This window comes from Kiloniella spongiae (assembly GCF_001026905.1).
In the GTDB taxonomy this organism is placed as follows: domain Bacteria; phylum Pseudomonadota; class Alphaproteobacteria; order Kiloniellales; family Kiloniellaceae; genus Kiloniella; species Kiloniella spongiae.
The window spans coordinates 95,006-109,768 of the sequence record NZ_LAQL01000010.1; the positions used below are offsets into that span (position 1 = coordinate 95,006).

Genomic DNA, 14,763 nt, shown 5'->3' on the forward strand with positions numbered 1-14,763 from the left:
ATCATTGGATTCTTGAGCAGATTCTTCAGCAGAAAACTAAAGATTGAAGTCAAGGAAAAATCCCTCAATCATCTTCCTCGCCTTGTGGGCTTACACGTGTTGAATAGTAATAGGCAATCGCTTGTGATCTGTTGGTTACAGAGAGTTTTCCAAATAAATTTCTAAGATGAAATTTCACCGTATTCAGAGAGATATCATGATCACGTGCAAGTTCTTTGTTGGTCCGACCCTGAGCCAGCGAAATCAACAAAGCTCGCTCTCGTTTTGTCAGGGAATGCATAGGATCCTGACGTAGATCACGCACATCAACAAAGGGGAATACCATCCCTCCCTTGGCAATACTTTCGACCGTATCCAGCAGGTATTCAGGCGGCTGTGAGCGCGAGCAATACCCCGCCGCTCCAGCCGCCATGGCCTGTCTTGGAATATCCTGATTATCGCCTTGAGCATAGACGACAATACGAGGCGGATTTTCCTGGTTCCGAATAATCTCAATCAAACGTTCCCCCCCCAGCATCGGCAAGGCCCAGTCAACAATGCCAACAGTGAAAGTCGAGAGTAAGGTAATTTCGAGAAAGCTCTCAGCTGATCCGACTGACGCCACAAGACTAAACCTGGGATCGCGATCAAAAAATTCTGACAAGGCAGAAAGCATCAATGGATTACTATCCGCCAAGGCGACTTTGATCGGTTGTACGTCAACCGACGGTGCTTTTCCCACAACCGACATATTTCAACCGTTTAAACCAAAAACCTACCCATAAGAATGGTACTGTATATTGAAATTTGATAGAATACAATAATTTAGGATAGTTTTTTACCTACCTATATAGACACTCAAAAGCAGTAATTATGAGTGTTGCGCTAATTTCAAAAACAGCGTTTCATTATTGATACTTATCGGTTTGCTTATACCCAGCTCCCGGTTTGTGAAGATACTAATGTAAGTTCAACAAAATGAATTAAAAAGGAAGATTCATGGATATCCATGAGTATCAGGCAAAAAGTATCCTTGCGAACTTCGGCGTCGCCATTCCAAGAGGAGGCCTCGCCTATAGTCCCGAACAAGCAGCTTACCGTGCCAGAGAAATTGGTGGCAATAAATGGGTCGTTAAGGCCCAGGTCCACACAGGTGGTCGCGGTAAAGCTGGTGGTGTTACGTTATGCGAAAACGAAGAACAGGTGTTTGATGCGGCAGACAAAATGTTCGGAAAGCGCCTCGTAACCAACCAGACAGGTCCCGACGGTAAATTTACCTATCGCGTCTATGTCGAAGGTGGTGTTCATATCGAACGGGAAATCTACCTTGGTTTTGTCCTTGATCGTAAGTCCGAACGAATCATGGTTGTAGCCTCTGCTTCTGGGGGAATGGAGATTGAAGAAATTTCTGAAGATCATCCCGATAGTATTATTAGATCCATTGTTGAACCTGCTGTTGGCATGCTTGATTTCCAAGCACGCGAAATTGCTTTCAAGCTTGGTGTTAATCCCGGGCAAATTCCACAAACTGTGGAAACTATCATTGGTTGCTATAAAGCATTCCGTGAACTGGATGCTACAATGGTCGAAATCAATCCGTTGGTAGTCACCAGCGAAGGTGCAATCATTGCTCTTGATGCAAAGATGACATTTGATGATAACGCCCTTTTCCGACACCCGGACATTTCAGAACTACGTGATAAATCTCAAGAAGACCAAAGAGAGTCGAAAGCATCTGATCGCGGCCTGAGTTACGTAGCATTGGATGGTGAAATTGGGTGCATCGTAAACGGCGCTGGACTAGCCATGGCCACAATGGATATCATCGAAGTATCCGGCGGTCGTCCCGCAAACTTTCTGGATATTGGCGGAGGAGCATCACCAGAGCGTGTTGCCAAAGCTTTTAACCTTGTCATGGCAGATGACAATGTAAAAGCCATTCTGGTTAATATTTTTGCCGGCATCAATCGTTGTGATTGGGTCGCCGAAGGTATCGTGCAAGCCTTGCAAAACAACCCGGTTGATGTGCCAGTTATCGTACGCTTAGCGGGAACAAAAGTTGAAGAAGGTCGGAAGATTTTAGCCAGTAGTGGCTTGCCTATTATTCGCGCCAGTACCTTGGCCGAAGCGGCTGAACGTTCTGTTGAAGCATGGCAAAACACAAATAAATCAACCAACAACGTCCAAATCCTTGGTGAGGTCGCGTCATGAGCATTCTATTAAACCGGGACACAAAAGTCCTTGTTCACGGCATTAGTGGTAAAATTGCCCGCTTCCATACAAAAGAGATGGTGGGCTATGGCACTAATATTGTTGGCGGCGTTGTGCCGGGAAAAGGCGGTGAAATCGTCAATGACGTTCCCGTTTTCGACACCGTTAAAGACGCCGTAGAACAAACTGGCGCCACTGCTTCCATTGTATTTGTACCGCCCCCTTTTGCTGCTGATTCGATAATGGAAGCTGCGGATGCAGGCATTGAATTCTGTGTCTCTGTAACTGACGGCATTCCAGCACAAGATATGATGAGTGTTAAACGTTACATGCGTCGATATCCAAGAAACGAACGTATGCGATTAACAGGGCCAAACTGTGCAGGAACGATTACACCAGGCGAAGCATTACTTGGTATCATGCCTGGTAACATCTATATACCTGGCTCCGTAGGTATTGTTGGTCGTTCGGGAACATTAGGGTATGAAGCCGCATCACAAATGAAAGCGTTAGGGATTGGCGTTTCGACAAGTGTTGGTATTGGAGGCGACCCTATTAATGGGAGCTCGTTCAAAGATATTCTGGAGCTCTTTGAAGAAGACCCTAAAACAGAAGCTGTTGTCATGATCGGTGAGATTGGCGGACCACAAGAAGCAGAAGCTGCTGACTTTATTCGAGATCACATGACCAAACCCGTTATCGCCTATGTTGCAGGACTAAGTGCCCCTAAAGGGCGTACGATGGGACACGCAGGTGCAATTATCACAGCTTTTGGTGAAAGTGCCAATGAAAAGGTCGGTATCTTGCGCGAAGTCGGCGCTTCGATCGCCCCTGATCCCTCTTTAATCGGAACTACTGTTGCACAATCCCTATTAAAAGCTTCTTAAACACAAATAAAGCTTGGAAATGATGCTGTGCGTTACCTTCTAAAGTCACGCACAGCCTTTCATTGAAAAATATTAAGTAATTTTAACTAATAAATTTATATAAAAAGATTTCAAACACCCATATAAAACAACAAAAACAATATATAAAATAAATACAATAACAATAACTTTTAAAATAAAGTCAATCACGAATATTTTCTTATAACTTACCTATACATACCTATTATTACGAAATAATCATACATCTGTATGTAGTTTTTTTAATATTAAATCTATCTAAAATTTTAAATACTGTTATTATATTCGAGTCATTTTCCTCAACCGTGGCCTGACTGATTTGCCTGAGGGGGCAGCGCCAGTATTAGGAGCCCGAGGAGGCTAGAATGTCAGATTCAAACACACCCCGTAATTCCGGCGACGCTACATCTGAAATCAAAGTTTTAGAGCAAGAACCACTTCTTGCTGTAGGCCAAGAAGCCACAGAACTCTCGATTGATTTACCGGCGGTAGGTACTTCCCAATCAATAACGGCACAAGCAGGACAACGTTTACAGTTAAACTTTGATGCAACCCAGGCTGCTGCTGTTGTTGACGGGAAAAATCTGGTTTTGAATTTTGACCTTAATGGGGACGGCACACCAGAAAGTAGCATTGTCTTTGAAAATCTGGCGGGTGATTTTGGCGACGGAGAAGCTCCTGTTCTTGTTATTGACGGTACAGAAGTTGCGGCAAGTCAATTGATCGGACTTGTGCTGGCTCAAGCAGGAGATCTACCTCTTGAAACAGCGGCTGGTGCTGGTGCCGGTCCTACAGGTGGTGGCGGTAGTGTCTACAGTGAAGATACTGGTAGCGTTATCGACTTATTGATTGCTCAGGGTGTAATTGGACCGACTGAACTGGATTTTGGCCTACTTGGTGGTATTGATGAGATTACAGACCCTGCAGAAGGGTCGTTTGATGTTAGCTTTATTACAACATTCACAGAGGTACCAGATTTTGAAGGCGGCATATCCGGTACTTTTGCTGGTGGATTTGAGGATTGGTTGCCCAATCAAAATTTACCAGGCGGTGATTTAAATAAAGACGATAACCCTTTTGGCGGTGAAGCCGGGGAAGACTCCCTTGAACAGTTCGCTGCTCCTATGCAGGTCGTCTTTACCTTTACACCCACTGACAACGAGACACTCGATTTTGTTGTTATGGACGCCTTACCAGACGGCGCCCGTTTATTTATTGGTGGTTCGGAACTAGGCAATGAATATACAGGTACCTTCCCTGCTGTGATTTCCCCTGATGACTTTGGTGATGTTTTTATCCTTCCCCCACCAGATTCAGATGAAGATATTATTGTATCTGGTACAGCAGTTATCACCGACCCAGATTCAGGTTTATCAGCCGTACTTCCCTATTCTGTTGAAGCCATTATTGATGCAGCAGCAGACATGCCATTGTTATCTCTGGGACGCGATGATGGCGGCGAAGGCGGCGAAGGTGGTGAACATGACTATTCTGATATCCAAATTAGAGAGCAAATCAAAGATGGACCTAGTGATGACGGCAATGAAGTCTTCTTGGATGGTGGTAAAAATGGTGTCATTGGCGAAGAGAGCATTATCAAGCTTCCAATCAATGCAGAGCTCTGTGATAAAGACGGCTCGGAAACACTAACACTTGTCCTTTCCGGTATTCCTGCCGGATTTACTATTAATGAAGACTGCACAAAATTACCCGAAGGCTGGGAGATATTCGGACCAATTTCAACGGATGTATCTGATCCCACAAATGAAGAAGAAGACAATGAAGATCCGAATGGAACGGTTCAATATATTGTTCGTTACACAGGAGATCTTCCTGACCCAGACGATCCGGATCTTGATTCATCAGAAACAATTGACTTTACAATGTTTAGTGGATTGGTTGCGTTCAACACCAACGACTATACAACAACAGGCGTTGATGTTGAGGGCGGTGAAGGCGGAGAAATTCCGACATTACTAACGGACGAACAATATCCTTACCCATCGCCCGATACAGAAGATGGTGGACGCTATGTCGAAGGCCCGACACATACAAATGGACCTGTTGTCATTACTGTCAGAGCCGTTGCAGAAGAGCAAGAAACAGATATCGGTACAGATGAGTTAACGCTGGAAAATAATACTGCCTTGGCAGAAAGCAGCTTTATCTTTGATATCCAGGAAGATACTCCCGAAATCGACACAAAAATTGCCATTAGTATTGATGAGACTGATGGTGATCAAACCAACGCCGAAAAACGTGTAACAAATGATGTCGCAGGCGTTTCAGAAGCGCAAAGCCATCTAGCAACGATAATGAGCAACGATGGCGTCACGCCACCAGATGCAATCAGCCAAGGGTTCAGACCAATTAAAGATGCCCTGAATCTATTTACTGATGGATCAAATGACGAAGCCGATGGTTCGGACGGACCTTCTGATACTGATAGTGCTTCAAGCCCATCACTATCACCACCAGATGATTTAGAAGATATACGCTTCATTGACTATAACGGCCAATACAGCGGTGTTAATACAACTGATGGATCACCTATTTACCTCTATTCCTCTTCTTCGGATTTATCAGTCGTCTATGGCCGAACTTCGGGTGTTAGTGGCGATTTAGCTTTTGTCGTAACCATCGGATCAGACTTGCTCAATGGTGAAAATGATATCGATATCTATATTGAGCAATACGAGTCATTACAGCATCCTGATACAAAGGATCATGACGAAACAATTAGCTTTAATCTCAAGTACTACGCCACAGACGATGAAGGTGACCAAAGTGAAATTGGGCGACTGAAAATCAAAGTGGATGACGACGGTCCGGAAATTAGCGGTCACGAATTTCTCTGCGTCGATGAAACTGACTTTGATAACGGATCTGTCATTTCCGACTTTGGACAGTTTGATACTTTTGATTTTGGTGCAGATGGCCCGGCAGCCGATGATATACATATTGATATGTTTTCTCTTGGCACGATCAGAACAGCACAAGGGAACCACCCGGTTAACACAAGCCAGACTGGCGACACCTTGATTGGTACCGCGAATGGTGAAGAAGTTTTCAGGTTTACCGTCAATCCAGATGGAACCTATAACTACGAACAGTATGAGGCTTTGGAACACTGGAATCCCTATAGTCATAACGAACCTCTTGGGATGCTATTTACTGTTAAAATTAAAGACGGTGATGGCGATAAAGATTATGGAAAGGTTCTGCTAAAAGTTCTGGATGACGGTCCTGATATTGGTGGTCAGGAAATGGCAATGGTCGATGAGACTGACCTGAATACAAGCGCATCAATAAAAGATGGCGGTACTTTTGATATCTTTGATTTCGGTGCCGATGGACCACAAACAGATTATCCTTGGACACCTCATAACGATGCCATCAGAATTTACGCAAATACCAGTGGCATCACGACCTCAGAAACCGATACGCCAATTACAACATCACAAAGTGGCAATGTCCTTACCGGATGGGCCGCCGGTGATGTGGCTTTCACCTTTACAGTTAATCCTGATGGAACCTATGAATACGAGCAGTTTATTGCTTTGGAACACCCGGATACAGAAGATCATAATGATCCGCTGCCCATGAAATTCCACGTCAAGCTTATTGACGGGGATTGGGATTTTGACTGGGGTTCTGTTGATGTCATTGTCAAGGATGATGGCCCATCGATTTCAGTCAATCCTCCGAATGAATTTGTTCTCAATGGTAGCTTTGAGGATGGCCATACGCTAAGCGGGGCGAACTGGGACGTATTTGAAGATCTTAGTGATGGATCCTGGAGCAACGGTGGTGTTGGTCAACCCGGTTTTGAAATCCAGCACGGCAACGTAGCAGGGCCTGCACAACATGGTGATGCCTTGCTCGAGCTTGATGCGCATGAGAATTCAATTGCCCAGCAAGATATCTCTGGCATGACCGCAGGTGAAGACTATGTATTGACCTTCCACTATCGTCCGCGTGTTGATAACGGTACGGATACGGATGATGTGGTTATCAAATGGAATGGTGTTACTGTTGAAGATGTCACCTCGACTGATGCCCCTGGTGGATGGATTAAGTTCACAGTTGTTGTGACCGCTGGTGCCGGTACCAATAATCTTGCCTTTGAAGGTGCCGGTACCAACGAAAGCTTGGGTGGATATATTGATAACGTCTCAATTACCCATGCCCTTTGTGTTGATGAAACCAACCTTGATCAGGATGACAGCCTTGATTTCTCTGGGCGTTTTGCCAGTAGTTTCGGCGCAGATGGTCCTGGCAGCCTGACATATGATGTCTCAGCAACAGACGGAACAGATTCCGGGTTGGTAGATACTGCCACAGGTGATCCTGTGCTACTTTACACACAAGGCGGTGATGTCTATGGACGTGTTGGCGGACCGGGTGGAGATGTGGTTTTCAAAGTATCCGTTGATGGTAGCGGGGTTGTTACACTGGACCAACAGCGTGCACTTGAACACCCAGATGCTGACAACCCAAATGATGCAATAAGCTTGGCATCAGGTTTGATCAATCTCACCGGCAAAATTATCGATAGTGATGGTGATCATGCTGAAGCAGTTCTTGATCTTGGAACCTCGCTTTACTTCAAGGATGATGGGCCAGTCGCTCATGATGATGAAGAATGTGTCACCGAAGTTGAAAAGGACGCCCAGCCCCAAAATATCGGTATTGTTATGGACTTTAGTGGGTCAGTCAGCAATAGCGATCTTGCAACAGAAATTGCCAGTGTAAAAACGTTCATCCAAACGCTTTTTGCTTCCGGCGCAAGTGTTTCTGTAACCCTTGTGGCCTTTGGTGATAATGCCGCAAATCTTGGCACCTTTACTGATCTTGCTTCTGCCGAGGCTGCACTTGATGGAACCAGTCGTGGTGTCATTGATTCTGGAGCCACAGATTATGAAGCCGCCATGGAGATGCTCTTTTCTGACAGTGGGGGCGATTTCGAATATGTTCCTGGTGCTAATAACCAGGTCTTCTTCCTCAGTGACGGTGAACAGAATGACGGGGCTTCGCCGTTAAGCAATGCATCTATCGTTTTAGATAGCGGCGGGAAAGCTGATCTCCTGGACGGTGATATCGGCTTTACAGCCGTGGGTATAGGCGGCGTTCAACCTGCTGATTTTGTCAATTTCTTTGATGGCGGCGTGGTTGCCAATAATAGCGAAGTTCTGAATGCAGCAACCTTCGAAGATCTCGCTGATGTTCTGGTCGGTACAATCGGTTTGAGCAATAGCGTTAGCGGCAATGTTGTCAATAATGACGATGCCGGCGCAGATGGTCTGGACCGCATTTGTGACATCGAGATTGAAGGCACAACCTTTAGTGTTGATGATGCAGGTGACCTTACCGGGCCAACGGTCGGCACTCCTTCTGCCACTTATGACGATGGAAGCAAACTTCTAACGATCACAACGGCGAAAGGTACTTTGGAAATCTATCTTGATGATCAAGGTAGCAATTCAGCCGGTGACTATACATACACAAGTCTTCCATCAGTGATGCATGGTGCGCCCGGATCCGCAACAGATGATGAGGTAGAAGATATCTTTACCTATTCCATTCTGGATAATGATGGTGACAAATCATCAGCTGATTTGAAAATCCGTATCAAGGATGACGAACCTGAAGCCGTTGATGACAAGGTTACAACAGTAGCTGATGCAACCTCTGTTCCCCAAAATATTGCCATTGTAATTGATCGTAGTGGATCAATTGATAATACGGAGTATCAACAAGAACTGAACGCAATCCGTTCCTTTATCGCAACACTTGCTGAAGACGGCGACCCAAGCCAATTTGCATTCTCTATTGTTGCCTTTTCGGATAGCGGATCCAGCTTCGGCACCTATGTTTGGGATGGATCTGGTGATGATTTGAATGATTTTGACGAGATCGGCGGCTCTCGAAACCTTGATAATCTACTAACCACATCTGCCATTAATAATCAATCTGGTGTCACTGATTTCAATTCTGCATTGAATGCTTTATTTGGAAATACTGATTTCCTAGGTAACGGCATCGCCAATGCCTCGAATCATCAGGATAAGATTTTCTTTCTCAGCGACGGAAAGGTTAATGACGGCGGCACAACAATAACAGAGACAAATAACAACAATATTACAAATAATGATATTGATGTTATTCCCGTAGCGATTGGTGAAGGTGTGAGCCCTAATAATTTCATTGATTTCTTTGGCACGGATATAGTTCCAAGTATTGCAAACGTACTTAGTGCTAGTGGGTTTACGGATCTAGCTGATGTTTTGATTGCAACAATTGGTGCTGAAGCAACAGCCACAGGTAACCTTCTAACGAATGACATAGAAGGGGCCGATGGCTTCGGATCTCCTGTTGTCATTACAGAAATCGAACACAACGGAGTAACATACACCGATTCAGGAGACGGAAGTACGGATGGCTTTATCAATTTGCCAACTGCAAGTGGTGGGGCATTAAAGGTTAATACCGGGACAGGTAATTATGAATATTCTTCCGGTGTTGTTAATGAAGATTTTGAAGAAATCTTTACCTACACAATTGTTGACGGAGATGGTGACCCCTCTTCTGCTGATTTGAAGGTCTGTGTCAAGGAGCCAGTACCACCTGTGGCAACTGATGATCTTGTTTTAACGAATGATCTTTCTAGTGATCCCTTATCCATTGCCAAAGCAGCACTCTTGATAAATGACAACTTTATGGATACACCAAGCCCAGAACCAGATTTCATTAACCTTAATGGACATGGTTGGAATGGTGTTTCCATGGAATCAGCCGATGTTCTATTTGACTTTTCTCGATCTGGGAATTCGGACAGTCACTTCCATTATGATCTAGAACAGAATGGTCTTGAATCCCTAGATGATGCAAGAGTGGATGTAAAACGCATCAGCAATAATCGAGGAAATGAAACAGATACTGTGAATGGTGGTAACGGTAATGAAATACTCATTGGTCGTGACACCATGGAAATCGTTACTCGTAGGGTAATTGCCAAAGCGAGAGGTGAAGGTAGTAGCCGTAATAATGATTTCCTTCGTTTCCACTTGGCCGCTGGCGCTTCCGGTGAACATATACAGCAAATTGTAATCGATTTACGCGGTGGCAGTGATACCAATGCTTATTTTGATCCTGCGGGTTCAATAGGCAGCAGTGATTATGGCCCAACCTTTAATAATAGCTCTGGTCTCTCTTCTGGGGATGTTACTTTTTCCCCAACGAATGCAGCAAGCTCAACCCTTACAATGACTTTCGATAGTAACTCTTTCGGGGTTGGAGATTGGTTTGATTTCAATATTGATATCGATAGGCTTAGTGGCAATGATGGCGATGACTTTGGCGATGGCGGTGTTACCTTTACTGTTACCTGGAGTGACGGAACAACCTCAACGGGTGTTTATGATCGCTTAGGTAGAAGTGATAATTCTGAAGGCGAAGCCATTTCAACAGCAGTAGTCCCAGCGGATGATAATCTGTACGGCAATGGCGGTGATGACTTCTTGGATGGACGTGCCGGTAATGATCTGCTCGTTGGTGGAACCGGATCAGATATACTGACAGGCGGCACCGGGGCGGATACTTTCCTCTTCTTCGGGCAAAATGTTGGCACTGATGTTGATACCATCACGGACTATGACAAAGCCGAAGGCGATATTCTGGATATCAGTGACCTGATTGCCTTTGATGACAACACAGATGTAGTTGCAAACTTTGTTCGGGCCACAGATACAGGGTCAACTACATCACTGGAAATCTCCAATGATGGTGTGACCTATACCGAAGTGGCCGTCATGGAAAACATTGATGCAACAGATATCCTGACCGTTGTTCTGGACAATGACGAACATATGATTGTCGTTGGATAAACTCTAACATCACTCAAATAAAAACCCCCGCTTTAACAGCGGGGGTTTTGTATTGTTTGTTCTTGGTTCTGTCTTATGGCCTGAAAACTTTCCAACCATTTACTGTTTTTAACCAAAAGGCACCCTGTGAAATTGTTGTACGCCCAGTTGCAACATCAGTTTTTTCTTCGAACTGAATTGGCCCTTGATCTTTGCTGTTCACAACCTGATAGGCCCGGCCGCCCAGAATTTTATGGATCTGAATATTCTTCGATGACTTGATCGTGTACTTGCCACTCAATAATTCAGCGACCATCCCCTTGATCATTTCAGGTGGCGGGCCACCCGCTAGTGGTAAATCTGTCATCATAGGTTCAAAGAAAGCTATATAAGTTTCTGTGTCTCCGTCGGCGGCGGCTTGATACATAACTTCAATCGCTTCGAGCAATCCATCATCTGTCGTTACGTCACCCGTTAAATAGCTGAATGCGGGTTGGGCACCAGCTTGAAAAGTTGCACTTTGCTCCCCTGCCCCTTTTTGGTGTAGTTCAGCCAGTACATTCTGATTTTCACCCGGTTCTTCAGGAAAATCCCCCTGACAGGCAACAAAAACTTCTGCACGTCCAGTTGCTTCGGGATCATCGGTAATCAACTCAATCTGGAAATCGTTATCCCCTTCAAATAGAAAGTTAGCCGGGACTGTATTTGAATGTAATCCTTTATGATTGATAAGAACGACATCGTTAACTCGTACAGTTAAGGTTGCAGTGTCACTTCCTTGTAAAGCAACAGCTGTAATTTCGTTACACGCGTGAACAGGCATTGCCGTTATCCCTATTGATCCCATTGTTACCAAAGCCAAACAAACAGGTTTTATGCTTTTAAACATGATACTTCCTTTTCATTCCTGACATCAGATCCGACCTGTAAAACCAAATATTTTGATTTGGCATCAAACAACCGGAAATATTCGATGTATTGTTCACAACTAGGTCGGAGCAATGAGATCAACAGTTCAATTAAAAATAATTTTCTTTTATCTTATTGTTTTTATGTGAATTTTAAATCGTTAAAGTTTTAACAAGTTCCTTTAAGTAATCCTGCACCATATACAGGATCTGGCCCGGGAGTACCGAGGTCAATTAATGAAAAAGATAATGCGCGCGATAAAACTTCGCGGGAAATTTTTGGGTTGTTTTTCAGAATAAGCGCAGCCACGGCCAAAGCATGGGGCGTTGCGAAGGATGTGCCTGATACATAGGCTCCTTTATTATCGGGAGTAGCAGCCCAGATATCCACACCCGGGGCTGCAAAATCAATGAAATCGCCTTGATTGGCGTCGCGGTAAATCTTTTGGCGTGAATCAATCGCAGTAACAGAGAAAACCCCGTCCAAGGCTGCGGGATAACTTTCAGGAGCTTCAGGCCCCTGATTGCCTGCGCTCGAGAAAACAATAGCTCCTTTCTCTAGGGACAGAACAAACCCTTTGTTAAGTACTCTGTTAGAAGTTGCTGTGCTCAAAGAAACATTAATCAAGCGGACCTGATTAGAAAGCAGCCAATCCAGCCCTTGTAAAACAGCAACAGTACTGGCCAGTTGATCACCAGAATGCGAGAGCCTCAAAACCACAGCGTTGTATAACGTTGTCCCGGGGATCAAACCTTGATAGCCCTGTACCGGATCATTTCCAATAAGAATAGATCCGATTGAAGTTGCATGGCTGAGATCAATGGTTTGAGTACCTAAGAAACTGCGTGATACAATCGACTGCCCAACAAAAGCAATATGGTGTTGATCAATCGCCCCATCCAATAAACCAATCGGGAAACCAAGCTGTGTATTCTGACACCCGCTATCATGCCCCCAACCAATTGCCTTCTGAGCATATAAACGTGGTTTGGCAGAGGACGTGAGGTCATTATTAAAATCAATCTCGGCATCCGGGAAAACAGCTCTGAGTTCCTGAATAACAATTGCTGCATTAGCCGTGCGTGTCTGAATGAGAACCGACTGCAAAGCATCTAGATTATACACATCAACAACGGGTAAACCGCGTTTTTGCAACTCTGAGCGCACCGGATTTTCCTGGGTATTCTCCACAAGAATAATAACATCCTGCTCAGCAGAACTATCGCGAGAAGCAACCTTATTTGACGGACAAATTCGAACACTCAACCCGGTTTTATCGAACGTATGTTCTTTATTCTGTTGATAGAACACAAGATCGTAAGCCGTATTAAACTCAATAATATTTTTTGGCAGGTAACTGGAAATCCTCGTCTGGGTTTTATTTAAAATTTCCAGTTCGATCAACTTGCCTGCATTATTCAATCCAAGACGGTTATTCTTCGGAATCTGATCCAGGTTCTTACCTTGAATGGTGAGTATCGTTCCTGGTCGAACGCAATTCGCCCTGAGGCCTGTAAAAATAATCTCATCCGGTTGTAGGATCTCAGGTGAACGATCATCGGGGTTGGGCGTTCCCGTCGCCCTTGCGCCTGCCGGTGTTGGTGCGGTTCCAGGTAATGTACCCGCAGGATCAACAGATGTTTGCGCAGGAAGATATTTTGGCAAACCGACTGAAAGCAGAAGGAAGCCAAGGAAAGTTAGAGAATGGCGTAACATCACTTCCCACCACTTTCCCCGCCGTCTCGTTGTACGGTTTCTACCAGATTTTTATGAGCCCTAAGTTTTGAGATAACGGCTTCTGGGTCTTTTGGTACGACAAGTTTATAAACGCCCAGTGCAGATGGTCCGTCAACAATACGAGCATCGACAGCCAACAAAAGCTCGCGGATATTTTCTTCCTGTGCCTCGGGCACAAAAGTAACCGAGAGAACCGGGCCGCGAATATGAGTGACATTGCCACCACTGGCCGCAACCAAATCATTATTCTGTTGCCAAAGCGGGACGACATAAGCCGTTTGGACAAGCAACATTATGCAGGCCGCAATTGTTGCAATCCGCCATATACCGCTTTTCACGTTATCATTTTGCGGAATTTTTTGTGATAGAGTGCTTTTTTCTTTCGCAAGATCCCGCTGTAGCCGTTTTAGACCAAACTCTCCCGGAGATACGCCAAGGTCCTGATTTAGCACCTCGTCTCTTATACTTTTCAGAAAAGTACATTCGTCGCGAAGAGCTTCATCTTTGGCCAAAGCATTCTTGACAGTTTCGAGCTCTTCGCCCTCAAGGCTGCCATTTACATAAAACGGCAAAAGCTCTTCAATTTCCTTTTTCATGTTCAGCCTCCCATACGGTTGGACAGGCAACGTTTCATCGCCTGTTTGGCATGGAACATACGGGTCTTAACGGTGTTTTCCGGACAGTCCACAATCAGCGCAATCTCTGAATAGGGAAGATCTTGGAAAAATGCCAGTTGCATCACAGCGCGTTGTACTGCCTTTAGTGTATCAAGACAAAACTTGATATGATCACTTTTTTCAGCCGTCAAAAGACACGCCATTGCATCAGGACTATCATCCGCAGTTTCCGGAAAGTTGTCACTATCCATTGGTATGTCTGTTCTTTTACGCATCCGATCCACCGTCTTGTAGTACGCTATTCCAAATAGCCAGGTTGATACTTTAGAACGCCCTTCAAAGGTTTCAGCTTTGCGCCAAACCTCTAAAAAGGTTTCGTTTAGTATGTCGGCTGCTTCGAATGAATCGTTCAATTTTGATTTAATAAAATGATACAAACGTTTTTCAAACAGATTATAAAAATCAGCAAAGGCGGTTTCATCGCCTTTGCTGACACGTTTTAGAAGAGAAAATGCTGTATCGTTTTCTGTCATCAAATAA

The 14,763-nt window shown here is 44.7% G+C and carries 8 protein-coding genes; 3 read left to right on the forward strand and 5 right to left on the reverse strand.

Annotation, left to right across the window (positions count from 1 at the left end; all coding sequences use genetic code 11):
* Positions 1-64: 64 nt before the first annotated feature.
* Positions 65-730 carry a response regulator transcription factor gene (locus WH96_RS15610; protein WP_047765139.1) on the reverse strand — a complete coding sequence of 222 codons (666 nt, stop codon included), beginning with the start codon at positions 728-730 and terminating at the stop codon, positions 65-67.
* Between the two features lie 248 nt (positions 731-978).
* On the opposite strand from WH96_RS15610, the gene WH96_RS15615 reads away from it, so the two are divergent.
* From WH96_RS15615 to WH96_RS15625, 3 genes are all read left to right on the forward strand, one after another.
* Entirely contained in the window at positions 979-2,190 is a 1,212-nt protein-coding gene (locus tag WH96_RS15615) for a malate--CoA ligase subunit beta (protein WP_047765140.1), read from the forward strand.
* On the forward strand, positions 2,187-3,077 hold the full coding sequence (gene sucD, locus WH96_RS15620; RefSeq protein ID WP_047765141.1) for a succinate--CoA ligase subunit alpha: 891 nt from the start codon (positions 2,187-2,189) through the stop codon (positions 3,075-3,077). Before WH96_RS15615 ends, sucD begins: the two co-directional genes overlap by 4 nt.
* Positions 3,078-3,460: 383 nt before the next feature.
* Positions 3,461-10,981: a DUF5801 repeats-in-toxin domain-containing protein gene (locus WH96_RS15625; RefSeq protein ID WP_047765142.1), complete on the forward strand. Its 7,521-nt coding sequence runs from the start codon at positions 3,461-3,463 to the stop codon at positions 10,979-10,981.
* Positions 10,982-11,054: 73 nt separating this feature from the next.
* Here the strand turns inward: WH96_RS15625 and WH96_RS15630 are convergent, their stop codons facing one another.
* The 4 genes from WH96_RS15630 to WH96_RS15645 all read right to left on the reverse strand — a co-directional run bounded on the left by WH96_RS15630 (position 11,055) and on the right by WH96_RS15645 (position 14,756).
* On the reverse strand, positions 11,055-11,849 hold the full coding sequence (locus tag WH96_RS15630; protein ID WP_047765143.1) for a hypothetical protein: 795 nt from the start codon (positions 11,847-11,849) through the stop codon (positions 11,055-11,057).
* Between the two features lie 188 nt (positions 11,850-12,037).
* Positions 12,038-13,585, reverse strand: a complete 1,548-nt coding sequence (locus WH96_RS21500; RefSeq protein WP_053006012.1) for a S8 family serine peptidase — start codon at positions 13,583-13,585, stop codon at positions 12,038-12,040.
* On the reverse strand, positions 13,585-14,202 hold the full coding sequence (locus WH96_RS15640) for a hypothetical protein (protein WP_047765144.1): 618 nt from the start codon (positions 14,200-14,202) through the stop codon (positions 13,585-13,587). The genes WH96_RS21500 and WH96_RS15640 overlap by 1 nt, the downstream gene beginning before the upstream one ends.
* A 2-nt stretch (positions 14,203-14,204) precedes the next feature.
* Complete coding sequence (locus tag WH96_RS15645; RefSeq protein WP_047765145.1) at positions 14,205-14,756, reverse strand: RNA polymerase sigma factor; 552 nt, start codon at positions 14,754-14,756, stop codon at positions 14,205-14,207.
* Between the last annotated feature and the right edge of the window lie 7 nt (positions 14,757-14,763).